Source organism: Pseudomonas sp. UME65, assembly GCF_014170225.1.
Lineage (GTDB): Bacteria > Pseudomonadota > Gammaproteobacteria > Pseudomonadales > Pseudomonadaceae > Aquipseudomonas > Aquipseudomonas protegens.
In genome coordinates, this window is the sequence record NZ_LZZQ01000005.1 from 440,302 (window position 1) to 463,029 (window position 22,728).

Below are 22,728 nucleotides of genomic sequence, written 5' to 3' on the forward strand. Positions count from 1 at the left end.
AAAACCGGCCGACTCAAGGGATTGAGTCGGCCGGTTTGCTTTGGGCGCCGTACAGCTTACATGTGCGAGATCAGCGCATCGCCGAAGGCCGAGGAAGACAGGAGGGTTGCACCGTCCATCAGGCGTTCGAAGTCATAGGTCACGGTCTTGGCCGAGATTGCGCCATTGGTGCCCTTGATGATCAGGTCGGCCGCTTCGGTCCAGCCCATGTGGCGCAACATCATCTCTGCGGAGAGGATCAGCGAACCCGGGTTGACCTGGTCCTTGCCGGCATACTTGGGCGCGGTACCGTGGGTGGCTTCGAACATGGCCACGGTATCGGACAGGTTGGCGCCTGGTGCAATGCCGATGCCGCCCACTTCCGCCGCCAGGGCGTCGGACAGGTAGTCACCGTTGAGGTTGAGGGTCGCGATCACATCGTATTCGGCCGGGCGCAGCAGGATCTGCTGGAGCATGGCGTCGGCGATGGCATCCTTGACGATGACGTTCTTGCCGGTTTTCGGGTTCTTGAACTGCATCCAGGGGCCACCGTCCAGCAGGGTCGCGCCGAACTCTTCGGCCGCCACTTCATAGGCCCATTCCTTGAAGGCACCTTCGGTGAACTTCATGATGTTGCCTTTGTGCACGATGGTCAGCGAGTCGCGGTCGTTATCCACTACATATTGCAGCGCCTTGCGCGCCAGACGCTTGGTGCCCTGCAGGGAAACCGGCTTGACGCCGATGCCGCAGTTTTCGTCGAAACGGATCTTGGTGACACCCATTTCCTCCTTGAGGAACTTGATGACCTTGGTGGCTTCTGCCGAGCCGGCTTTCCACTCGATGCCGGCATAAATGTCTTCGGAGTTTTCACGGAAGATGGTCATGTCCACGTCACCCGGCTTTTTCACCGGGCTGGGCACGCCTTCGAACCAGCGCACAGGGCGCAGGCATACATAAAGATCGAGTTGCTGACGCAGGGCCACGTTCAGGGAACGGATGCCACCACCGACCGGAGTGGTCAGCGGGCCCTTGATGGAAACCACGTAATCCTTCACTGCGTCCAGGGTTTCCTGAGGAAGCCAGGTGTCCTGGTCGTACACTTGAGTCGCTTTTTCCCCGGCATACACTTCCATCCAGGAAATCTTGCGTTCGCCGCCGTAAGCCTTCTTAACCGCAGCATCGACAACCTTGATCATGACCGGGCTGATATCAACACCAATACCGTCGCCTTCGATGAAAGGAATAATCGGGTTGTTAGGAACATTGAGAGAATGGTCTGCGTTGACGGTGATTTTGTCGCCGACTGCTGGAACCTGAATCTTCTTGTATCCCATGCTGAACTCCGTTGTGTGGATTGAACATCTGGCTGCGTTCGAGCGTACCCCAGTTGAATCTGGACGGGAACCTCATGTTCCACCCATATGCCGTGAAAGCTGCACAGTTCGCGGCCTACAAGCCTGAAAGCAAAGGGAAAAGTGCCAAAGTAAAGCACCCCGAGCGACTCTACGCCTGCACCCTGCCTGCGACCTTTAGACCAATGGACGAGAACGGGCGCCTATGAAGCATCGGCGTTTTGCTAGCTACCTATGTATAATGCCGCCGCTGACCACAGAGTCACGACGGCCGAACGCTCTGCTACCGACAAAACAAGCCGAGAATGGCCGCCCAAAGCCGGGTTGTTACCGCAGCCCACCCGCTTGACGCTCGACTGATGCACCCAACATCACCGCGAAGAAACCTCGACATTCGGCTCATGGATGACCTTTGAACGAAAGCGCTTACCCGGCGCACCTCGAGTTTCTGCGCACGCTTTAGCAAAGAAGAGAGTTAATCCGAATATGCCCACCCGCTCGAAGATCATCTACACCTTCACCGACGAAGCCCCGGCCCTCGCCACCTATTCCCTGCTGCCTATCGTAGAAGCCTTCACCGCTTCGGCTGATATCGCCGTGGAAACCCGCGACATCTCCCTGGCCGGCCGCATCCTCGCCAGCTTCCCTGAGCAGTTGGGTGCCAAAGCGGTACCGGACCACCTCGCCGAACTGGGCGAACTGGCGGTCACCCCGGAAGCCAACATCATCAAGCTGCCGAACATCAGCGCCTCGGTACCGCAACTGCAAGCCGCGATCAAAGAGCTGCAGGCCCTGGGCTATGCCCTGCCGGACTATCCCGAGACCGTCACCAGCGACGCCGACAAAGACGCCAAGGCCCGTTACGACAAGGTCAAGGGCAGCGCCGTGAACCCGGTCCTGCGTGAAGGCAACTCCGACCGCCGCGCTCCGCTGTCGGTGAAGAACTATGCGCGCAAGCACCCGCACAAGATGGGCGCCTGGGCCAAGGACTCCAAGTCCCACGTCGCCCACATGAGCAACGGCGACTTCTATGGCAGCGAAAAAGCGGCCCTGATCGAAGCAGCCGACAGCGTCAAGATCGAACTGATCGCCCAGGACGGCACTGCCACCGTCCTGAAGGAAAAGACCGCCGTGCAAGCCGGCGAGATCCTCGACTGCGCCGTAATGAGCAAAAAGGCCCTGCGCGCCTTCATCGCCGCTGAAATCGAAGACGCCAAGAAGCAAGGCGTACTGCTCTCGGTACACCTCAAGGCCACCATGATGAAGGTCTCCGACCCGATCATGTTCGGCCAGATCGTTGCCGAGTTCTATCAGGATGCCCTGAGCAAGCACGCCACCGTGCTGCAGGAAATCGGCTTCAACCTGAACAACGGCATCGGCGACCTGTACGCCCGCATCAAGGCGCTGCCTGCCGATCAGCAAGCCGCCATCGAAGCCGACATTCAGGCCGTCTACGCTGCCCGCCCTGCCCTGGCCATGGTCAACTCCGACAAAGGCATCACCAACCTGCACGTGCCGAGCGACGTGATCGTCGACGCCTCGATGCCTGCCATGATCCGTGACTCCGGCAAGATGTGGGGCACCGACGGCCAGCTGCACGACACCAAGGCCGTGATCCCGGACCGTTGCTACGCCACCATCTACCAGGCCGTGATCGAAGACTGCAAAGCCAATGGCGCGTTCGATCCGACCACCATGGGCAGCGTGCCGAACGTTGGCCTGATGGCGAAAAAAGCCGAAGAATACGGTTCCCACGACAAGACTTTCGAAATCAAGGCTGACGGCGTGGTTCGCGTCACCGACAGCAAAGGCAGCCTGCTGCTGGAGCAGAAAGTCGAAGCCGGCGACATCTTCCGCATGTGCCAGACCAAAGACGCGCCGATCCAGGACTGGGTCAAACTGGCGGTCAACCGTGCTCGTGCCAGCAGCACTCCGGCCATTTTCTGGCTGGACCCGATGCGTGCCCACGACGGCGTGATGATCGAGAAAGTTCAGGCCTACCTGAAGGATCACGACACCAGCGACCTGGACATCCGCATCATGTCCCCGGTCGAAGCCATGAAGTTCACCCTGGCACGCACCCGCGACGGCAAGGACACCATCTCGGTAACCGGCAACGTACTGCGCGACTACCTGACCGACCTGTTCCCGATCATGGAACTGGGCACCAGCGCGAAGATGCTGTCGATCGTGCCGCTGATGAACGGTGGCGGCCTGTTCGAAACCGGCGCCGGCGGTTCGGCTCCCAAGCACGTACAGCAGCTGCTGGAAGAGAACTTCCTGCGCTGGGACTCCCTGGGTGAGTTCCTGGCCCTGGCCGCCTCCCTGGAGCACCTGGGCAACACCTACAACAACCCGAAAGCCCTGGTGCTGGCCAAGACCCTGGACCAGGCGACCGGCCAGTTCCTCGACAACAACAAGTCGCCATCGCGCAAGGTCGGCAACATCGACAACCGCGGCAGCCACTTCTACCTGGCGCTGTACTGGGCTCAAGCCCTGGCCGCCCAGACCGAGGACGCTGCCCTGCAAGCGCAATTCAGCACCCTGGCCAAGACCCTGACCGAGAACGAAGCGACCATCGTCGCCGAGCTCAACGCCGTACAGGGCAAGCCCGTGGACATCGGTGGCTACTACAGCGCCAACCCCGAGCTGGTGAGCCAGGCCATGCGCCCGAGCGCCACCCTCAACGCAGCCATCGCTGCGCTGGTGTAAGCACGAGCGAACACACAAACCCCGGCCCCGCGCCGGGGTTTGTGCTTCTGGCGCCCGCAGCAACCGGCCTGTCGGCGAAACAGCCAGCGCTCGCTTCGCCGGCGAGCCGGCTCCTACAATGCTCACCCTTTATAAAGGAGTGCCTTTATGGAATGGCAACCGCATATTACTGTCGCCACCATCGTCGAGGACCAGGGCCGCTTCCTGTTCGTCGAGGAGTACCAGGGCGAACAAGCCGTGCTCAACCAGCCCGCCGGGCACCTGGATGCCAATGAAAGCCTGCTCCAGGCGGCCGTACGCGAAACCCTGGAGGAAACCGGCTGGGATGTGGAGTTGACCGGCGTGGTCGGCATCTACCTCTACACCGCCCCCAGCAACGGCGTGACCTACCAGCGCGTGTGCTTTGCCGCCAAGCCACTGCGCCATCATCCGGACTATCAGTTGGATGACGGCATCATCGGCCCGCGCTGGCTGAGCCGCGAGCAACTGCTGGAGCAACGGGCCAACTGGCGCAGCGAGCTGATCCTGCAGTGCCTGGACGATTACCTGGATGGCCAGTCGCACAGCCTGGCACTGATCCGACCAATGCTTTAACCGCAGTTTTAGCCTTGCAGGCCTCAGCCTGTTAGAATCGCGTCCTTTTTCAAGACACCCGTTGAATTCCTATGCGTGATCCAGCCCCTTCTGATAACCAAAAGAAGCGCGTCATTGTCGGCATGTCCGGCGGCGTGGATTCTTCCGTTTCCGCCCTCCTGCTGATGGAGCAGGGTTACCAGGTGGAAGGCCTGTTCATGAAGAACTGGGAGGAAGACGACGGAACCGAATACTGCACCGCCATGGACGACCTGGCCGACGCCCAGGCCGTGTGCGACAAGATTGGCATCAAGCTGCACACTGCCAACTTCGCCGCCGAATACTGGGACAACGTGTTCGAGCACTTCCTGGCCGAATACAAGGCCGGCCGCACGCCGAACCCGGATATCCTCTGCAACCGCGAAATCAAGTTCAAGGCCTTCCTCGACTACGCCATGATGCTCGGCGCCGACCTGATCGCCACCGGCCACTATGTGCGCCGCCGCGACATCGATGGCCGCACCGAACTGCTCAAGGGCCTGGACCCGAACAAGGACCAGAGCTACTTCCTCCACGCCGTTGGCGGCGAGCAGATCGCCAAGACCCTGTTCCCGGTAGGCGAGCTGGAAAAGCCCGAAGTGCGCGCCATTGCCGAAAAACACGACCTGGCCACGGCGAAGAAGAAAGACTCCACCGGCATCTGCTTTATCGGTGAGCGGCGCTTCAGCGACTTCCTCAAGCAATACCTGCCGGCCCAGCCCGGCGAGATCAAGACCACCGAAGGTGAAGTCATCGGCCGCCATCACGGCTTGATGTACCACACCATCGGCCAGCGTCAGGGCCTGGGCATCGGCGGCCTGAAAGACGCCGGCGAAGAGCCGTGGTACGTGCTGATCAAGGACCTGGAGCACAACGAGCTGATCGTGGGCCAGGGCAATGATCACCCCTGGCTGTTCTCCCGCGCCCTGCTGGCCTCCGACATCTATTGGGTCAACCCCATCGACCTGAGCCAGCCGCGACGCCTGACCGCCAAGGTGCGCTACCGCCAGAGCGACCAGCCCTGCACCCTGGAAAAGACCGCCAACGGCTACCGCGCCACCTTCAACGACCCACAGCGCGCCGTCACTCCCGGCCAGTCCGTGGTGTTCTACGACGGCGAGATCTGCCTCGGTGGCGGCGTGATCGAAGTGGCCGAACCCTGGAGCAGCAAGGACGCCCGTCCATGAGCCCGATTCAGGAACAACTGACGGCGCTGGGCGGTGTATTCCTGGCCGCCGTACTGGTGGACCGGATCGCCAAGACCGGCCAGGTCAGCGAGGCGGCCTTGAGCTGCATGCTCGGCAGCCTGCTGATCCGCGACCCGAAAGACACCCTGGAAGTCTACGGCGGCGACGACATCAACCTGCGCGAGGGTTACCGGGCCCTGATTGGCGCCCTGGAGCGCGACCCCAGCACCCTGCAGCGCGAACCGCTGCGCTACGCTTTGTCGATGCTCGGCCTGGAGCGCCAGCTGGCCAAGCGCGACGACCTGCTGGAGACCATCGGCAAACGCCTGCCGCAGATCCAGTCCCAGGTAGAACATTTCGGTCCAGCCCACGAAAACGTCATCGCCGCGTGCGGCGGGCTGTACCAGGACACCCTGAGCACCCTGCGCCAGCGCATTCAGGTGCACGGCGACATGCGCAACCTGCAGCAGCCCAGCAATGCCTCGAAGATCCGCGCCCTGCTGCTGGCCGGCATCCGCTCGGCACGCCTGTGGCGACAGCTGGGCGGCCATCGCTGGCAACTGGTGATCAGCCGGCGCAAATTGCTCAAAGAGCTTTATCCGTTGATGCGCAGCAGCTGAGCTGCGCCTGATTTTTCAAGAGCTGCGCGTAAGACGCTGGTCAGTTGGCAACGGACCGGCGGATATTTTCATGTATGATACGCGCCCCATTTCGTTGCCCGACTGTCCGAGAACACCCCATGCAGCTCTCTTCGCTCACTGCGGTTTCCCCTGTTGACGGCCGCTACGCCGGCAAAACCCAGGCCCTGCGCCCCATTTTCAGCGAATACGGCCTGATCCGTGCTCGCGTCCTCGTTGAAGTGCGCTGGCTCCAGCGCCTGGCCGCCCATAGCGCCATCAGCGAAGTGCCGGCGTTCTCCGCCGAAGCCAACGCCGTCCTCAATGCCCTGGCAGAGAACTTCTCGCTGGAGCACGCCGAGCGCGTCAAAGAGATCGAGCGCACCACCAACCACGACGTCAAGGCCATCGAGTACCTGCTCAAGGAGCAAGCTGCCAAGCTGCCTGAACTGGCCAACGTCAGTGAGTTCATCCACTTCGCCTGCACCAGCGAGGACATCAACAACCTGTCCCACGCCCTGATGCTGCGCGAAGGCCGTGATGAAGTGATGCTGCCGCTGATGCGCCAGACCGCCAACGCCATCCGCGAGCTGGCGATCCGTTTCGCCGAAGTGCCGATGCTCTCGCGCACCCACGGCCAGCCGGCCTCGCCGACCACCCTGGGCAAGGAGCTGGCCAACGTCGTTTACCGCCTGGAACGCCAGATCGCCCAGGTCGCTACCGTGCCGCTGCTGGGCAAGATCAACGGCGCCGTGGGCAACTACAACGCCCACCTCTCGGCCTACCCGGACATCGACTGGGAAGCCAACGCCCGCGCCTTCATCGAAGACGAACTGGGCCTGGCCTTCAACCCCTACACCACGCAGATCGAGCCGCACGACTACATCGCCGAGCTGTTCGACGCTATTGCGCGCTTCAACACCATCCTGATCGACTTCGATCGCGATATCTGGGGCTACATCTCCCTGGGCTACTTCAAGCAGCGCACCATTGCCGGCGAAATCGGTTCCTCGACCATGCCGCACAAGGTCAACCCGATCGACTTCGAAAACTCCGAAGGCAACCTGGGCATCGCCAACGCCCTGTTCCAGCACCTGGCGAGCAAGCTGCCGATCTCCCGCTGGCAGCGCGACCTGACTGACTCCACCGTATTGCGCAACCTGGGCGTGGGCTTTGCTCACAGCGTGATTGCCTACGAGGCCAGCCTCAAGGGCATCAGCAAACTGGAGCTCAACGCCCAGAAAATCGCCGAAGACCTGGACGCCTGCTGGGAAGTCCTGGCCGAGCCGATCCAGACCGTGATGCGCCGCTACAACATCGAAAACCCCTACGAAAAGCTCAAGGAACTGACGCGCGGCAAGGGCATCAGCCCAGAAGCGCTGCAGACTTTCATCGACGGGCTGGACATGCCCGCCGCGGCCAAGGCCGAGCTGAAACAGCTCACCCCGGCCAGCTACATCGGTAATGCCGCAGCCCAGGCCAAGCGCATCTGACCGATTGCTCGACCTTTTGACGCCCGGCCGCGCCGGGCGTTTTTATTCCTGCTAGAAAAGTACACTTTTTCAATAGGTTACACATGAATCCTGATATTCCTCTTCAACTTCTGGGCGGCATCACTGCACGGGAATTTCTGCGTGACTACTGGCAGAAGAAACCCCTGCTGATCCGTCAGGCCCTGCCTGACTTCGAAAGCCCGATCGAACCTGACGAACTGGCCGGCCTGGCCCTGGAAGAAGAAGTCGAATCGCGCCTGGTGATCGAAAACGGCGAGCGCCCATGGGAACTGCGCCGCGGGCCCTTCGCCGAAGACGAGTTCAGCAAGCTGCCGGAACGCGACTGGACCCTGCTGGTCCAGGCCGTGGACCAGTTCGTCCCGGAAGTCGCCGAGCTGCTGGAGCACTTCCGCTTCCTGCCGAGCTGGCGCATCGATGACGTGATGATCAGCTTCGCCGCACCTGGCGGTAACGTCGGCCCGCACTTCGACAACTACGACGTGTTCCTGCTGCAAGGCTTTGGTAAGCGCAACTGGAAGATCGGCCAGATGTGCGACTCCGAAAGCCCGCTGCTGCAGCACGCGGACCTGCGCATCCTCGCCGAGTTCGAAGAAACCGAAAGCTGGGTCCTGGAGCCCGGCGACATGCTCTATCTGCCACCGCGCCTGGCCCACTATGGCGTTGCGGTGAACGATTGCATGACCTATTCGGTCGGTTTCCGCGCCCCGAGCGCCGCCGAAGTCCTGACCCACTTCACCGACTTCCTCGGCCAGTTCCTGCCGGACGAAGACCGCTACACCGACGCCGACGTGCAGCCGGCCAGCGACCCGCACCAGATCCAGCAGGACGCCCTCGACCGGCTCAAGGGCCTGCTGGCCGAGCACATGAGCGACGAGCGCCTGCTGCTGACCTGGTTCGGCCAGTTCATGACCGAACCACGCTACCCGGAACTGGTGACCGGACCCGAACTGGAAGAAGAAGACCTGCTGGGCAGCCTGGAACAGGGCGCGATCCTGATCCGCAACCCGAGCGCGCGCCTGGCCTGGTCGGAAGTGGATGAAGACCTGCTACTGTTCGCCAGCGGCCAAAGCCGCCTGCTTCCCGGTAAGCTGCGCGAACTGCTGAAAATGATTTGCGCCGCCGATGCCTTGCATATCGACAACCTCGGCCAGTGGCTGGCGGATGACGATGGGCGCGGCCTGTTGTGTGAACTGGTCAAGCAAGGGAGCCTGGGGTTTGCCGATGAATAAGATTCACGTACGTGTCGCAGACTGGCAAAAGGACAACGCCGAGATCCGGCGCATCCGTGAAGCCGTATTCATTGCCGAGCAATCGGTGCCGCCCGAACTGGAGTGGGATGCCGACGACGACAGCGCCGTGCACTTCCTGGCCTTCGAGGGCGACTTCCCCATCGGCACCGCGCGCCTGCTGCCCGACGGCCATGTGGGCCGGGTTTCGGTGCTCAAGGACTGGCGCGGCCTGAAGGTTGGCGACGCGCTGATGCGCGCGGTGATCGATGAAGCCGAAAAGCGCGGCCTGAAGCAACAGATGCTCAGCGCCCAGGTCCAGGCCACGGCATTCTATGAGCGCCTGGGCTTCTCCATCGTCAGCGAGGAATTCCTCGAAGCGGGCATTCCCCACGTCGACATGGTTCGCGGCGCCTGACCGACACGCCGCTCGCGGCAACGGCCAGCCAAAACGCCCCGCCATCCCTCCTCCGGCAACTAAGCTGGAGACCAGGATGCCGGGGCGTTTTGCCGTGCGCGATTCAACTTGCCCCACCCAAAGCCGACAAAGTGTCAAACTCAAGGCTTTACGCCAGCTACTCGCGGAGATAACGGATATGTCCCTACGCACCCTGCTCACGACGCTGCTGCTGACCTTCAGCTGTTCGGTCATGGCCGCCACCGAGATCGTGCCCCTCAACAACCGCACCAGTGCCGACCTGCTGCCGGTGGCGCAGAACTTCCTCGGCAAGGACGGCAAGGTCAGCGCCTATGGCAACCAGCTGATCGTCAACGCCGAGCCGGACAAGATTGCCGAACTGCGAGCCTTTATCGCCCAACTGGACACCGCGGCCAAACGCCTGCTGATCACCGTCGATACCAATGAAAACAACTTCCAGGACAATCAGGGCTATTCGGTCAACGGCGCGCCCCAGACCCGAATCATCAACCGCAGCACCGAGAGCCGCGACGGCGGTATCCAGCAGATCCAGGCCAGCGAAGGCGTGCCAGCACTGATCCAGGTCGGCCAGAGCGTGCCGTTGACCACCACCCAGACCGACCCCTACGGGCGCCTGCAGAACCAGACCCAGTACCGCAACGTCACTCAGGGCTTCTATGTCACCGCCAGCGTTACCGGTGAAACCGTGCACCTGAGCATCAGCACCAACCGTGACCGCATGAGCCAGGAACGTCCCGATGTAGTGAACGTGCAAAGCACCGACACAACTGTCAGTGGGCGCCTGGGCGAATGGATCACCCTGGCCGGAGTCAATCGCCAGACCCAGGCCGATAAACAGGGCCCGGGCCGCAGCTACTCGACTCAAGGCCGGGACGACATGACCTTGCGGGTCAAGGTCGATGCCTTGGACTAAAGCACCAAAAACTGACTGATTAGTCGTATTAGACCAAAGATGTAGTGCCACAAAAAAAGCACTACAAAACATTTGACGAGCCAAAAAACCGCGGGCATGATGGCCTCGCTCCCGCTAATCAGGGGCCCTGGCAAGGGCCTTCGGATCGCCGCTCTAACCTACCCACCTGAGCCGATTCGTGTCTGTACCGCCCACAAGGTGTGTTTGACGAGATTGCGACTGGAACGAAGTTGTCCCGAGGGACGGAAGCGTAATTAGGTAGATCGGCAACACACTGATGGAACGCACCAAGGCCCACGACGCCGGCATGCGCCCCGCAGCTCGCCTTCACCTGCTCACTTTCCCCTCGAGCCCATCGTTCACCCGTCGCCATCCCCGCCAGACCCGACTTGACCGCCATAAGCTTCCTGGTCAGCGAGCAGCCTTTTACGCAGCGTTATGACGCGTGATCGGCGGAGCCGGAACTCTCCAACCAAGAACGACTTTTTACACAAGACGCGACGAGGTTTATCTCCATGGCACTGACACGCGAACAGCAAATTGCAGCCCTTGAAAAAGACTGGGCTGAAAACCCGCGCTGGAAAGGCGTGACTCGCACCTACTCCGCTGCCGACGTGGTCCGTCTGCGTGGCTCGGTTCAACCCGAGCACACCCTGGCACGCATGGGCGCCGAGAAGCTCTGGAACCTGGTCACCCAAGGTGCCAAGCCGTCCTTCCGTCCTGATAAAGATTTCGTCAACTGCATGGGCGCCCTGACCGGCGGCCAGGCTGTACAACAGGTTAAAGCCGGTATCCAGGCGATCTACCTGTCGGGCTGGCAAGTGGCTGCGGACAACAACTCCGCCGAATCCATGTACCCCGACCAGTCGCTGTACCCGGTGGACTCGGTTCCAACCGTGGTCAAGCGCATCAACAACTCGTTCCGTCGCGCCGACCAGATCCAGTGGAAAGCCGGCAAGAACCCGGGCGACGACGGCTACATCGACTACTTCGCACCGATCGTGGCCGACGCCGAAGCCGGTTTCGGCGGCGTACTGAACGCCTACGAGCTGATGAAGAGCATGATCGAAGCAGGCGCCGCCGGCGTTCACTTCGAAGACCAGCTGGCTTCCGTGAAGAAGTGCGGCCACATGGGCGGCAAGGTACTGGTGCCAACCCAGGAAGCCGTACAGAAGCTGACCGCTGCCCGTCTGGCGGCCGACGTTGCCGGTGTACCGACCATCATCCTGGCCCGTACCGACGCCAACGCTGCCGACCTGTTGACTTCCGACTGCGACCCGTACGACCAGCCATTCGTGACTGGCACCCGCACCCAGGAAGGCTTCTACAAAGTGAAAGCCGGCCTGGACCAGGCAATCGCCCGCGGCCTGGCTTACGCTCCGTACGCCGACCTGATCTGGTGCGAAACCGCCAAGCCGGACCTGGACGAAGCCCGTCGCTTCGCCGAGGCGATCAAGAAGGAATACCCGGACCAGATCCTGTCGTACAACTGCTCGCCTTCCTTCAACTGGAAGAAGAACCTGGACGACGCGACCATCGCCAAGTTCCAGCGCGAACTGTCCGCCATGGGCTACAAGCACCAGTTCATCACCCTGGCCGGCATCCACAACATGTGGCACAGCATGTTCAACCTGGCGCACGACTACGCCCGCAACGACATGACCGCCTACGTGAAACTGCAAGAGCAAGAGTTCGCTGACGCCGCCAAGGGCTACACCTTCGTGGCTCACCAGCAGGAAGTGGGCACCGGCTACTTCGACGACATGACCACCGTGATCCAGGGTGGCTCGTCCTCGGTAACCGCGCTGACCGGCTCCACCGAAGAAGAACAGTTCCACTGATTTAGGCCTCACGGCTTGATCGAGCGGCCAATGCAGACCCGGTAAAAACAACTGCATTGCTGTACAGCTGACGCCCCGACTGGTTCGGGGCGTTTTTTTTGCCCCCCCCCTCCTGTAGGAGCTGGCTTGCCGGCGAACCTCTACCCTGCGCGCCCTCCTCAAAAGCCTCGCCATGCCCACCCCTGCAAAAAAGCTGGCCAAACATTGATCCAGGGCGGTGTTAGCAAGGGCGAAAGAGGTTAAAAGGTGCGCCCCTGCTACTTGCAGTAACAGGGATATAACAAGCAACTTTCCCACTCCCCGAAGGAAAGCAGATTAAAACAGCCTACAAACAATATTGATTATCATTTAGCAGTTGTAACTTTCGTTACAGCAGCTACAAAACATAATTAACAAAACCTCCCCTAATGCCCGCAGGCCGCGGCTTACGGGGCTACCGGGGTGAGCTATGTCCTTATTACGATAAACAATTTCGCTTTAGAAATTTTACTTGCCCGGTGTTTAGCCATAAAATCAGCGCGATTGATTGCGCTGCGACATATCGTCACTGCTTTATTTCTTTATCAAGCTCAGAGACTCTTGCTCTCTGTTAAGGATTACCAGCATGCCCGAAGCGACAGGACTCATGGCCCACAACTGGGGCTTTGCCATTTTCCTTCTGGGCGTTGTCGGCCTTTGCGCCTTCATGCTCGGCGTCTCCAGCCTCCTCGGGTCAAAAGCCTGGGGCCGCAGCAAAAACGAACCGTTCGAGTCCGGCATGCTACCTACCGGTGGCGCCCGCTTGCGGCTCTCAGCCAAATTCTATCTGGTCGCGATGCTCTTCGTGATCTTCGATATCGAAGCCCTCTTTCTCTTTGCCTGGTCTGTGTCCGTCCGCGAAAGCGGCTGGACCGGATTCGTCGAAGCTCTCGTTTTCATAGCAATTCTGTTGGCAGGTCTTGTCTACCTTTGGCGGGTGGGGGCTCTTGACTGGGCTCCGGAAGGTCGTCGTAAGCGGCAGGCGAAGCTAAAACAATGAGGCTTTGGCGATGCAATACAATCTCACCCGGATCGACCCCGATGCTCCTAACGATCAGTATCCGATCGGCGAACGGGAAACCGTTTCCGATCCGTTAGAGGATCAGGTCCACAAAAACATCTTCATGGGCAAGCTCGAAGACGTGCTGAGCGGCGCGGTCAACTGGGGGCGTAAGAACTCCCTGTGGCCGTACAACTTCGGCCTTTCCTGCTGCTACGTGGAAATGACCACCGCCTTCACGGCGCCCCACGACATCGCGCGCTTTGGCGCCGAGGTTATCCGGGCATCGCCGCGTCAGGCGGACTTCATGGTTATCGCCGGGACCTGCTTCATCAAGATGGCGCCGATCATCCAGCGTCTCTATGAGCAAATGCTCGAGCCGAAATGGGTTATCTCCATGGGTTCGTGCGCCAACTCCGGCGGCATGTACGACATCTACTCGGTAGTCCAGGGGGTGGACAAGTTCCTGCCCGTGGACGTCTACGTACCTGGCTGCCCGCCCCGCCCCGAAGCGTTCCTGCAAGGCCTGATGCTCTTGCAGGAATCCATTGGCCAGGAGCGTCGCCCACTTTCCTGGGTCGTCGGCGACCAAGGCGTGTATCGCGCCGAGATGCCGTCGCAAAAGGAACAGCGCCGCGAACAGCGTATACAGGTCACCAACCTGCGCAGCCCTGACGAAGTCTGATCCAGTTCTGTTCTTACAAAGAAACGAACCTGGCTTCACTCTTTACGTTGACCGAAAGCGATAAAAAACCATGACTACAGGCAGTGCTCTGTACATCCCGCCTTATAAGGCTGACGACCAGGATGTGGTCGTCGAACTCAATAACCGTTTTGGCCCTGAGGCATTCACCGCCCAGGCCACCCGCACCGGCATGCCGGTGCTGTGGGTTACCCGCTCCAAGCTCGTTGAAGTCCTGACCTTCCTGCGCAACCTGCCCAAGCCGTACGTCATGCTGTATGACCTGCACGGCGTGGACGAGCGCCTGCGCACCAAGCGCCAGGGCCTGCCAGGTGCCGACTTCAGCGTGTTCTACCACTTGCTGTCGATCGAACGTAACAGCGACGTGATGATCAAGGTCGCCCTGTCCGAAAGCGACCTCAGCGTACCGACCGTGACCGGTATCTGGCCGAACGCCAACTGGTACGAGCGTGAAGTCTGGGACATGTTCGGCATTGATTTCCCGGGCCACCCGCACCTGTCGCGGATCATGATGCCGCCGACCTGGGAAGGTCACCCGCTGCGCAAGGACTTCCCGGCCCGCGCCACCGAATTCGACCCGTTCAGCCTGAGCCTGGCCAAGCAGCAACTGGAAGAGGAAGCCGCACGCTTCCGTCCGGAAGACTGGGGCATGAAGCGTTCCGGGGCCAACGAGGACTACATGTTCCTCAACCTCGGCCCGAACCACCCTTCGGCCCACGGTGCCTTCCGCATCATCCTGCAACTGGACGGTGAAGAGATCGTCGACTGCGTTCCGGACATCGGCTACCACCACCGTGGTGCCGAGAAGATGGCCGAACGTCAGTCCTGGCACAGCTTCATCCCGTACACCGACCGTATCGACTACCTCGGCGGGGTGATGAACAACCTGCCGTACGTGCTCTCGGTCGAGAAGCTGGCCGGCATCAAGGTGCCAGAGAAGGTCGACGTCATCCGCATCATGATGGCCGAGTTCTTCCGCATCACCAGCCACCTGCTGTTCCTGGGCACCTACATCCAGGACGTGGGCGCGATGACCCCGGTGTTCTTCACCTTCACCGACCGCCAGAAGGCCTACACGGTGATCGAAGCCATCACCGGTTTCCGTCTGCACCCGGCCTGGTACCGCATCGGTGGTGTTGCCCACGACCTGCCCCGCGGCTGGGAAAAGCTGGTCAAGGACTTCGTCGAATGGTTGCCCAAGCGCCTGGACGAATACACCAAGGCCGCCCTGCAGAACAGCATCCTCAAAGGCCGGACCATCGGTGTCGCCGCCTACAACACCAAGGAAGCCCTGGAATGGGGCGTCACCGGTGCCGGCCTGCGTTCCACCGGTTGCGATTTCGACCTGCGTAAAGCGCGCCCTTACTCCGGCTACGAGAACTTCGAGTTCGAAGTCCCGCTGGCCGCCAACGGCGACGCCTATGACCGCTGCATGGTTCGCGTCGAGGAAATGCGCCAGAGCATCAAGATCATCGACCAGTGCCTGCGCAACATGCCGGAAGGCCCGTACAAAGCGGATCACCCGCTGACCACGCCGCCGCCGAAAGAGCGCACCCTGCAGCACATCGAAACCTTGATCACGCACTTCCTGCAAGTTTCGTGGGGCCCGGTGATGCCGGCCAACGAATCCTTCCAGATGATCGAAGCGACCAAGGGCATCAACAGTTATTACCTGACGAGCGATGGCGGCACCATGAGCTACCGCACCCGGATTCGCACCCCAAGCTACCCGCACCTGCAGCAGATCCCTTCGGTGATCCGCGGCAGCATGGTCGCGGACTTGATCGCGTACCTGGGTAGTATCGACTTCGTTATGGCCGACGTGGACCGCTAAGCATGAACAGCACGCTTATCCAGACAGACCGTTTCGCCCTGAGCGAAACCGAGCGCTCGGCCATCGAGCACGAGATGCATCACTACGAGGACCCGCGCGCGGCGTCCATCGAAGCCCTGAAGATCGTCCAGGAGGAACGTGGCTGGGTGCCTGACGGCGCGGTCTACGCCATCGGCGAGATCCTCGGCATTCCTGCCAGCGACGTTGAAGGCGTGGCGACGTTCTACAGCCAGATCTTCCGCCAGCCAGTGGGCCGCCACATCATTCGCGTCTGCGACAGCATGGTCTGCTACATCGGCGGCCACGAGTCCGTGGTCAGCCAGATCCAGAGCGAGCTGGGCATCGGCCTCGGCCAGACCACCGCCGACGGCCGCTTCACCCTGCTGCCGGTGTGCTGCCTGGGCAACTGCGACAAGGCACCGGCGCTGATGATCGACGACGACACTTTCGGCGACGTGCAGCCTGCTGGCGTGGCCAAACTGTTGGAGGGCTACGTATGACCCTGACCTCTTTCGGTCCTGCGAACCGCATTGCGCGCACCGCAGAAACCCATCCCCTGACCTGGCGCCTGCGCGACGACGGCGAGCCGGTCTGGTTCGACGAGTACCAGGCCAAGAACGGTTACGCGGCGGCCCGCAAGGCCTTCGCCGACCTGTCCCAGGACGACATCGTGCAGACCGTCAAGGATGCCGGCCTCAAGGGTCGCGGCGGTGCGGGCTTCCCCACCGGCGTGAAGTGGGGCCTGATGCCCAAAGACGAATCCATGAACATCCGCTACCTGCTGTGCAACGCGGACGAAATGGAGCCCAACACCTGGAAAGACCGCATGCTGATGGAGCAACTGCCCCATCTGCTGATCGAAGGCATGCTGATCAGTGCTCGCGCACTCAAGACCTACCGCGGCTACATCTTCCTGCGCGGCGAGTACACCACCGCCGCCAAGCACCTGCGTCGTGCCGTGGAAGAAGCCAAGGCCGCAGGCCTTCTGGGCAAGAACATCCTGGGCAGCGGTTTCGATTTCGAGCTGTTCGTCCACACCGGCGCCGGGCGTTACATCTGCGGTGAAGAAACCGCACTGATCAACTCCCTGGAAGGCCGTCGCGCCAACCCGCGCTCCAAGCCGCCCTTCCCTGCCGCCGTGGGCGTGTGGGGCAAGCCGACCTGCGTGAACAACGTCGAGACCCTGTGCAACGTGCCGGCGATCATCGGCGACGGCGTGGAATGGTACAAATCCCTGGCCCGCGAAGGCAGCGAAGACCACGGCACCAAGCTGATGGGCTTTTCCGGCAAAGTGAAGAACCCCGGCCTGTGGGAGCTGCCCTTCGGCGTGACCGCCCGCGAGCTGTTCGAAGACTACGCCGGCGGCATGCGCGACGGCTTCAAGCTCAAATGCTGGCAGCCAGGCGGCGCCGGTACCGGCTTCCTGTTGCCCGAGCACCTGGACGCCCAGATGTATGCCGGCGGCATCGCCAAAGTGGGCACCCGCATGGGTACCGGCCTGGCCATGGCGGTGGACGACAGCATCAACATGGTGTCCCTGCTGCGCAACATGGAGCAGTTCTTCGCCCGCGAGTCCTGCGGCTTCTGCACACCGTGCCGCGACGGCCTGCCCTGGAGCGTCAAGCTGCTGATGGCCCTGGAAAAAGGCCAGGGCCAGCAAGGGGACATCGAGACCCTGCTGGGCCTGGTGGGTTTCCTCGGCCCGGGCAAGACCTTCTGTGCTCACGCACCGGGTGCCGTGGAGCCTTTGGGCAGCGCCATCAAGTATTTCCGTCCAGAGTTCGAAGCCGGCATCGCGCCCACCAGCGCCGCCGTCCCGCCTCTGGCCCGACCGATCGTAGTCGGCGCGTAACGCTTAAATGAGGGCGCCGGGTCCGTGCCCTGCGCTCGACGTGCGATGACGCCGTGAACGGCTGTGTTGATTCGCACGCATAACAAGATTCCATTAGCCACGCCCGCTGACACCGGGCCAACGAAGAACTTTGAACCATGGCCACTATCCACGTAGACGGCAAAGCGCTCGAAGTCGATGGGGCGGACAACCTGTTACAGGCTTGTCTGTCACTAGGCCTCGACATCCCTTATTTCTGCTGGCACCCCGCTCTCGGTAGCGTCGGTGCCTGTCGCCAGTGCGCGGTCAAGCAGTACACCGACGAGAACGACACCCGTGGTCGTATCGTCATGTCCTGCATGACCCCGGCCACCGACAACACCTGGATCTCCATCGACGATGAAGAATCCAAGGCGTTCCGCGCCAGTGTCGTCGAGTGGCTGATGACCAACCATCCCCACGACTGCCCGGTCTGTGAGGAAGGCGGTCACTGCCACCTGCAGGACATGACGGTGATGACCGGCCACAACGAGCGCCGTTATCGCTTCACCAAGCGTACCCACCAGAACCAGGACCTCGGCCCGTTCATTTCCCACGAGATGAACCGCTGCATCGCCTGCTATCGCTGCGTGCGCTTCTACAAGGACTACGCCGGCGGCACCGACCTGGGCGTCTACGGCGCCCACGACAACGTGTACTTCGGTCGCGTTGAAGACGGCACCCTGGAAAGCGAGTTCTCCGGCAACCTCACCGAGGTCTGCCCGACCGGTGTGTTCACCGACAAGACTCACTCCGAGCGCTACAACCGCAAGTGGGACATGCAGTTCTCGCCGAGCATCTGCCATGGCTGCTCCAGCGGTTGCAACATCTCCCCGGGCGAGCGCTACGGCGAGCTGCGCCGCATCGAGAACCGCTACAACGGTTCGGTGAACCAGTACTTCCTCTGCGACCGTGGCCGCTTCGGCTATGGCTACGTCAACCGCAAGGACCGTCCACGCCAGCCACGCCTGGCCGATGGCACCAAGCTGACCCTGGACCAGGCACTGGATCAGGCCGCAGACCTGCTGCGCGGCCGTAACATCGTCGGTATCGGTTCGCCCCGCGCCAGCCTGGAAAGCAACTACGCGTTGCAGGAACTGGTCGGTGCCGAGCACTTCTACTCCGGTATCGAAGCCTCCGAGCTGGAGCGCATCCGCCTGGTTCTGCAGGTCCTGAACGACAGCCCGCTGCCGGTTCCGAACATGCGCGACATCGAAGACCACGACGCCGTCTTCGTCCTCGGTGAAGACCTGACCCAGACCGCCGCACGCATGGCCCTGGCCCTGCGCCAGTCGGTCAAGGGCAAGGCCGAGGAAATGGCCGATGCCATGCGCGTCCAGCCTTGGCTCGACGCGGCAGTGAAGAACATCGGCCAGCACGCGCTGAACCCGCTGTTCATCGCCAGCCTGGCTGAAACCAAGCTCGACGACGTGGCCGAGGAGTGTGTACACGCCGCTCCAGACGACCTGGCGCGCATCGGTTTTGCCGTGGCCCATGCCATCGACGCCAGCGCCCCTGCCGTGGAAGGCCTGGACAGCGAAGCCCTGGAACTGGCCAAGCGCATCGCCGATGCCCTGCTGGCAGCCAAGCGTCCACTGATCATTTCCGGTACATCCCTGGGTTCCAAGGCACTGATCGAAGCGGCGGCGAACATCGCCAAAGCCTTGAAGCTGCGCGAGAAAGCCGGCTCCATCAGTCTGATCGTGCCAGAGGCCAACAGCCTCGGCCTGGCCATGCTTGGTGGCGAATCCGTGGACGCGGCCCTGCAGGCGGTGATCGACGGTAAGGCCGACGCTATCGTGGTGCTGGAAAACGACCTGTACACCCGCACCGATGCAGCCAAGGTGGATGCCGCACTGAACGCAGCGAAGGTGGTGATCGTTGCCGATCATCAACAAACCGCGACCGTCGAGCGCGCGCACCTGGTGCTGTCGGCGGCGAGCTTTGCCGAAGGCGACGGTACCCTGGTCAGCCAGGAAGGTCGCGCCCAGCGCTTCTTCCAGGTCTTCGATCCGACCTACCTGGACGCCAGCATCATGGTCCACGAAGGCTGGCGCTGGTTGCACGCCCTGCGCAGCACCCTGCTGAACAAGCCGGTGGACTGGACCCAACTGGACCACGTGACCGCCGCCTGCGCCGCGAGCACGGCGCAACTGGCCAGCATCGTCGATGCCGCACCTTCCGCGGCGTTCCGCATCAAGGGCCTGAAACTGGCGCGCGAACCGCTGCGCTATAGTGGCCGTACCGCCATGCGCGCCAACCAGAGCGTGCACGAGCCACGTACCCCGCAAGATCCGGATACCGCCTTCGCCTACTCCATGGAAGGTTACTCGGGCTCCGCCGAACCGCGCTCGCAAGTGCCGTTCGCCTGGTCGCCGGGCTGGAACTCGCCACAAGCCTGGAACAAGTTCCAGGACGAAGTCGGCGGCCACCTGCGCGCCGGTGACCCGGGCACTCGCCTGATCGAAACCCAGGGCGACCGCCTCAACTGGTTCGCCAGCGTGCCGCGAGCCTTCTCCCCGGCCCCGGGCACCTGGCAGGCCGTGCCGTTCTACCACCTGTTCGGCAGCGAGGAAAACTCTTCGAAAGCCGCTCCGGTGCAGGAGCGCATCCCGGCTCCGTACGTTGCTCTGGCCAAATCCGAAGCGGATCGCCTGGGTGTCAACGACGGTGCCCTGCTCGCGGTGAACGTGGCTGGCCAGACCCTGCGTCTGCCGCTGCGCATCAACGAAGAGCTGGGTGCTGGCCTGGTGGGTCTGCCTGCCGGCCTGGCGGGTATTCCTCCGGCAATCGCTGGCATTTCCGTTGATGGTCTGCAGGAGGCGGCACAATGAGTTGGTTTACCCCTGAAGTGATCGACGTGATCCTGACGGTCGTCAAGGCCATCGTCATCCTGCTGGCCGTAGTGATCGCCGGGGCGCTGCTGAGCTTTGTCGAACGTCGCCTGCTGGGCTGGTGGCAGGACCGTTACGGTCCGAACCGTGTTGGCCCGTTCGGCATGTTCCAGATCGCAGCCGACATGCTGAAGATGTTCTTCAAGGAAGACTGGACTCCGCCGTTTGCCGACAAGGTGATCTTCACCCTGGCACCGGTGGTGGCCATGTCCGCCCTGCTGATCGCCTTCGCGATCATCCCGATCACCCCGACCTGGGGCGTGGCGGATCTGAACATCGGCCTGCTGTTCTTCTTCGCCATGGCCGGTCTGTCGGTCTACGCGGTACTGTTCGCCGGCTGGTCGAGCAACAACAAGTTCGCCCTGCTCGGCAGCTTGCGTGCCTCGGCGCAGACCGTGTCCTACGAAGTGTTCATGGGCCTGGCCCTGATGGGCATCGTGGTACAGGTCGGCTCGTTCAACATGCGCGACATCGTCGAGTACCAGGCGCAGAACCTGTGGTTCATCATTCCGCAGTTCTTCGGCTTCTGTACCTTCTTCATCGCTGGCGTGGCCGTGACTCACCGTCACCCCTTCGACCAGCCGGAAGCGGAGCAGGAACTGGCCGACGGCTACCACATCGAATACGCCGGTATGAAATGGGGCATGTTCTTCGTCGGTGAATACATCGGCATCATCCTGATCTCGGCGCTGCTGGTCACCCTGTTCTTCGGTGGCTGGCACGGTCCGTTCGGCATCCTGCCGCAACTGTCCTTCGTCTGGTTCGCACTGAAGACCGCGTTCTTCATCATGCTGTTCATCCTGCTGCGCGCTTCCATCCCGCGTCCGCGTTATGACCAGGTGATGGACTTCAGCTGGAAATTCTGCCTGCCACTGACCCTGATCAATTTGCTGATAACCGCTGCGGTTGTGTTGTGGAACACACCTGCGGTTGCGGTTCAGTGAGGATTTGACCCATGTTCAAATATATTGGCGACATCGTTAAGGGTACTGGTACCCAGTTGCGCAGCCTGGTCATGGTCTTCGGCCATGGCTTTCGCAAGCGCGACACCTTGCAATACCCGGAAGAGCCGGTCTACCTGCCTCCACGCTACCGTGGCCGCATCGTGCTGACTCGCGACCCCGACGGCGAAGAGCGTTGCGTAGCCTGCAACCTGTGCGCCGTGGCCTGCCCCGTGGGTTGCATCTCGCTGCAGAAAGCTGAAACCGAAGACGGTCGCTGGTACCCGGACTTCTTCCGCATCAACTTCTCGCGCTGCATTTTCTGTGGCCTCTGCGAGGAAGCCTGCCCGACCACCGCGATCCAGCTGACACCGGATTTCGAGATGGCCGAGTTCAAACGTCAGGACCTGGTTTACGAGAAAGAAGATCTGCTGATCTCCGGTCCCGGAAAGAACCCTGATTACAACTTCTATCGTGTTGCAGGTATGGCCATTGCCGGTAAGCCAAAAGGCTCCGCGCAGAATGAAGCCGAGCCGATCAACGTGAAGAGCTTGCTGCCTTAAGGAAGAAAGATGGAATTCGCTTTCTATTTCGCGTCAGGTGTTGCGGTTGTCTCCACACTCCGTGTGGTCACCAATACCAACCCTGTGCACGCCCTGCTCTACCTGATCATTTCGCTGATCGCCGTGGCCATGACCTTCTTCAGCCTTGGCGCGCCGTTCGCCGGTGCCCTGGAAGTGATCGCCTACGCCGGTGCCATCATGGTGCTGTTCGTGTTCGTGGTGATGATGCTGAACCTCGGCCCGGCCGCGGCTCAGCAAGAGCGCATCTGGCTCACGCCCGGCATCTGGATCGGCCCGGTCATCCTGGCCGCGCTGCTGCTGGCTGAACTGCTGTACGTACTGTTCAGCCATCAGAGCGGTGCCGGTATCGGTCAAACCACCGTCAGCGCCAAGGCCGTGGGCATCAGCCTGTTCGGCCCTTACCTGCTGGTGGTCGAACTCGCCTCGATGCTGCTGCTTGCCGCGGCCGTCACGGCGTTCCACTTGGGCCGCAACGAGGCGAAGGAGTAATAC

The 22,728-nt window shown here is 61.6% G+C and carries 19 protein-coding genes; 18 read left to right on the top strand and 1 reads right to left on the bottom strand.

Translation table 11 applies throughout. The annotated features are described in order from the left end of the window. Nucleotides 1–56: 56 nt before the first annotated feature. Nucleotides 57–1,313, bottom strand: coding sequence for an NADP-dependent isocitrate dehydrogenase (gene icd / locus A9971_RS05585; protein ID WP_011062175.1), 1,257 nt, complete (start codon nt 1,311–1,313; stop codon nt 57–59). A gap of 504 nt (nt 1,314–1,817) precedes the next feature. Between icd and A9971_RS05590 the strand changes: the two genes are divergently transcribed. The 18 genes from A9971_RS05590 (at nt 1,818) to nuoJ (ending at nt 22,725) form a co-directional block, all read left to right on the top strand. Next, on the top strand, nt 1,818–4,043 hold the full coding sequence (locus A9971_RS05590; protein ID WP_183000992.1) for an NADP-dependent isocitrate dehydrogenase: 2,226 nt from the start codon (nt 1,818–1,820) through the stop codon (nt 4,041–4,043). 147 nt (nt 4,044–4,190) lie between these two features. Continuing rightward, complete coding sequence (locus A9971_RS05595) at nt 4,191–4,637, top strand: NUDIX hydrolase (protein ID WP_183000993.1); 447 nt, start codon at nt 4,191–4,193, stop codon at nt 4,635–4,637. Nucleotides 4,638–4,708: 71 nt separating this feature from the next. Next, nucleotides 4,709–5,842, top strand: a complete 1,134-nt coding sequence (mnmA, locus tag A9971_RS05600) for a tRNA 2-thiouridine(34) synthase MnmA (protein WP_183000994.1) — start codon at nt 4,709–4,711, stop codon at nt 5,840–5,842. After that, nucleotides 5,839–6,462 carry a high frequency lysogenization protein HflD gene (gene hflD / locus A9971_RS05605; protein ID WP_011062179.1) on the top strand — a complete coding sequence of 208 codons (624 nt, stop codon included), beginning with the start codon at nt 5,839–5,841 and terminating at the stop codon, nt 6,460–6,462. Before mnmA ends, hflD begins: the two co-directional genes overlap by 4 nt. A 119-nt stretch (nt 6,463–6,581) precedes the next feature. Continuing rightward, entirely contained in the window at nt 6,582–7,952 is a 1,371-nt protein-coding gene (gene purB, locus A9971_RS05610) for an adenylosuccinate lyase (protein ID WP_125062750.1), read from the top strand. Nucleotides 7,953–8,035: 83 nt separating this feature from the next. After that, on the top strand, nt 8,036–9,202 hold the full coding sequence (locus A9971_RS05615) for a cupin domain-containing protein (RefSeq protein WP_015636294.1): 1,167 nt from the start codon (nt 8,036–8,038) through the stop codon (nt 9,200–9,202). Further along, nucleotides 9,195–9,617, top strand: coding sequence for a GNAT family N-acetyltransferase (locus tag A9971_RS05620; protein WP_011062182.1), 423 nt, complete (start codon nt 9,195–9,197; stop codon nt 9,615–9,617). The genes A9971_RS05615 and A9971_RS05620 overlap by 8 nt, the downstream gene beginning before the upstream one ends. A 178-nt stretch (nt 9,618–9,795) precedes the next feature. Further along, nucleotides 9,796–10,551 carry a secretin N-terminal domain-containing protein gene (locus tag A9971_RS05625; RefSeq protein ID WP_125062751.1) on the top strand — a complete coding sequence of 252 codons (756 nt, stop codon included), beginning with the start codon at nt 9,796–9,798 and terminating at the stop codon, nt 10,549–10,551. A 515-nt stretch (nt 10,552–11,066) separates the two neighbouring features. Next, nucleotides 11,067–12,392, top strand: a complete 1,326-nt coding sequence (gene aceA / locus A9971_RS05630) for an isocitrate lyase (RefSeq protein ID WP_011062184.1) — start codon at nt 11,067–11,069, stop codon at nt 12,390–12,392. 604 nt (nt 12,393–12,996) lie between these two features. Next, complete coding sequence (locus tag A9971_RS05635; RefSeq protein WP_011062185.1) at nt 12,997–13,410, top strand: NADH-quinone oxidoreductase subunit A; 414 nt, start codon at nt 12,997–12,999, stop codon at nt 13,408–13,410. A gap of 10 nt (nt 13,411–13,420) precedes the next feature. Next, the gene (locus tag A9971_RS05640) at nt 13,421–14,095 is read left to right on the top strand and encodes an NADH-quinone oxidoreductase subunit B family protein (RefSeq protein WP_011062186.1); all 675 of its coding nucleotides are present in this window, start codon (nt 13,421–13,423) and stop codon (nt 14,093–14,095) included. Between the two features lie 70 nt (nt 14,096–14,165). Further along, entirely contained in the window at nt 14,166–15,947 is a 1,782-nt protein-coding gene (gene nuoC / locus A9971_RS05645; RefSeq protein ID WP_183000995.1) for an NADH-quinone oxidoreductase subunit C/D, read from the top strand. 2 nt (nt 15,948–15,949) lie between these two features. Continuing rightward, the gene (gene nuoE, locus A9971_RS05650; RefSeq protein ID WP_183000996.1) at nt 15,950–16,447 is read left to right on the top strand and encodes an NADH-quinone oxidoreductase subunit NuoE; all 498 of its coding nucleotides are present in this window, start codon (nt 15,950–15,952) and stop codon (nt 16,445–16,447) included. After that, on the top strand, nt 16,444–17,799 hold the full coding sequence (nuoF, locus tag A9971_RS05655; protein WP_011062189.1) for an NADH-quinone oxidoreductase subunit NuoF: 1,356 nt from the start codon (nt 16,444–16,446) through the stop codon (nt 17,797–17,799). The genes nuoE and nuoF overlap by 4 nt, the downstream gene beginning before the upstream one ends. A 137-nt stretch (nt 17,800–17,936) precedes the next feature. Continuing rightward, nucleotides 17,937–20,651 (top strand): NADH-quinone oxidoreductase subunit NuoG, encoded by a 2,715-nt coding sequence (nuoG, locus tag A9971_RS05660; protein WP_174395735.1) that lies wholly within the window; start codon nt 17,937–17,939, stop codon nt 20,649–20,651. Then, entirely contained in the window at nt 20,648–21,655 is a 1,008-nt protein-coding gene (gene nuoH / locus A9971_RS05665) for an NADH-quinone oxidoreductase subunit NuoH (RefSeq protein ID WP_011062191.1), read from the top strand. The genes nuoG and nuoH overlap by 4 nt, the downstream gene beginning before the upstream one ends. A gap of 11 nt (nt 21,656–21,666) precedes the next feature. Continuing rightward, nucleotides 21,667–22,215, top strand: coding sequence for an NADH-quinone oxidoreductase subunit NuoI (gene nuoI, locus A9971_RS05670; RefSeq protein ID WP_003223795.1), 549 nt, complete (start codon nt 21,667–21,669; stop codon nt 22,213–22,215). A gap of 9 nt (nt 22,216–22,224) precedes the next feature. Then, nucleotides 22,225–22,725 (top strand): NADH-quinone oxidoreductase subunit J, encoded by a 501-nt coding sequence (gene nuoJ / locus A9971_RS05675; RefSeq protein WP_011062192.1) that lies wholly within the window; start codon nt 22,225–22,227, stop codon nt 22,723–22,725. Nucleotides 22,726–22,728 lie beyond the last annotated feature (3 nt).

Excerpts from the sequence above, each read along its gene's own strand:
- icd (WP_011062175.1), bottom strand. The coding sequence starts at position 1,313 with ATGGGATACAAGAAGATTCAGGTTCCAGCAGTCGGCGACAAAATCACC.
- A9971_RS05590 (WP_183000992.1), top strand. The coding sequence starts at position 1,818 with ATGCCCACCCGCTCGAAGATCATCTACACCTTCACCGACGAAGCCCCG.
- A9971_RS05595 (WP_183000993.1), top strand. The coding sequence starts at position 4,191 with ATGGAATGGCAACCGCATATTACTGTCGCCACCATCGTCGAGGACCAG.
- mnmA (WP_183000994.1), top strand. The coding sequence starts at position 4,709 with ATGCGTGATCCAGCCCCTTCTGATAACCAAAAGAAGCGCGTCATTGTC.
- hflD (WP_011062179.1), top strand. The coding sequence starts at position 5,839 with ATGAGCCCGATTCAGGAACAACTGACGGCGCTGGGCGGTGTATTCCTG.
- purB (WP_125062750.1), top strand. The coding sequence starts at position 6,582 with ATGCAGCTCTCTTCGCTCACTGCGGTTTCCCCTGTTGACGGCCGCTAC.
- A9971_RS05615 (WP_015636294.1), top strand. The coding sequence starts at position 8,036 with ATGAATCCTGATATTCCTCTTCAACTTCTGGGCGGCATCACTGCACGG.
- A9971_RS05620 (WP_011062182.1), top strand. The coding sequence starts at position 9,195 with ATGAATAAGATTCACGTACGTGTCGCAGACTGGCAAAAGGACAACGCC.
- A9971_RS05625 (WP_125062751.1), top strand. The coding sequence starts at position 9,796 with ATGTCCCTACGCACCCTGCTCACGACGCTGCTGCTGACCTTCAGCTGT.
- aceA (WP_011062184.1), top strand. The coding sequence starts at position 11,067 with ATGGCACTGACACGCGAACAGCAAATTGCAGCCCTTGAAAAAGACTGG.
- A9971_RS05635 (WP_011062185.1), top strand. The coding sequence starts at position 12,997 with ATGCCCGAAGCGACAGGACTCATGGCCCACAACTGGGGCTTTGCCATT.
- A9971_RS05640 (WP_011062186.1), top strand. The coding sequence starts at position 13,421 with ATGCAATACAATCTCACCCGGATCGACCCCGATGCTCCTAACGATCAG.
- nuoC (WP_183000995.1), top strand. The coding sequence starts at position 14,166 with ATGACTACAGGCAGTGCTCTGTACATCCCGCCTTATAAGGCTGACGAC.
- nuoE (WP_183000996.1), top strand. The coding sequence starts at position 15,950 with ATGAACAGCACGCTTATCCAGACAGACCGTTTCGCCCTGAGCGAAACC.
- nuoF (WP_011062189.1), top strand. The coding sequence starts at position 16,444 with ATGACCCTGACCTCTTTCGGTCCTGCGAACCGCATTGCGCGCACCGCA.
- nuoG (WP_174395735.1), top strand. The coding sequence starts at position 17,937 with ATGGCCACTATCCACGTAGACGGCAAAGCGCTCGAAGTCGATGGGGCG.
- nuoH (WP_011062191.1), top strand. The coding sequence starts at position 20,648 with ATGAGTTGGTTTACCCCTGAAGTGATCGACGTGATCCTGACGGTCGTC.
- nuoI (WP_003223795.1), top strand. The coding sequence starts at position 21,667 with ATGTTCAAATATATTGGCGACATCGTTAAGGGTACTGGTACCCAGTTG.
- nuoJ (WP_011062192.1), top strand. The coding sequence starts at position 22,225 with ATGGAATTCGCTTTCTATTTCGCGTCAGGTGTTGCGGTTGTCTCCACA.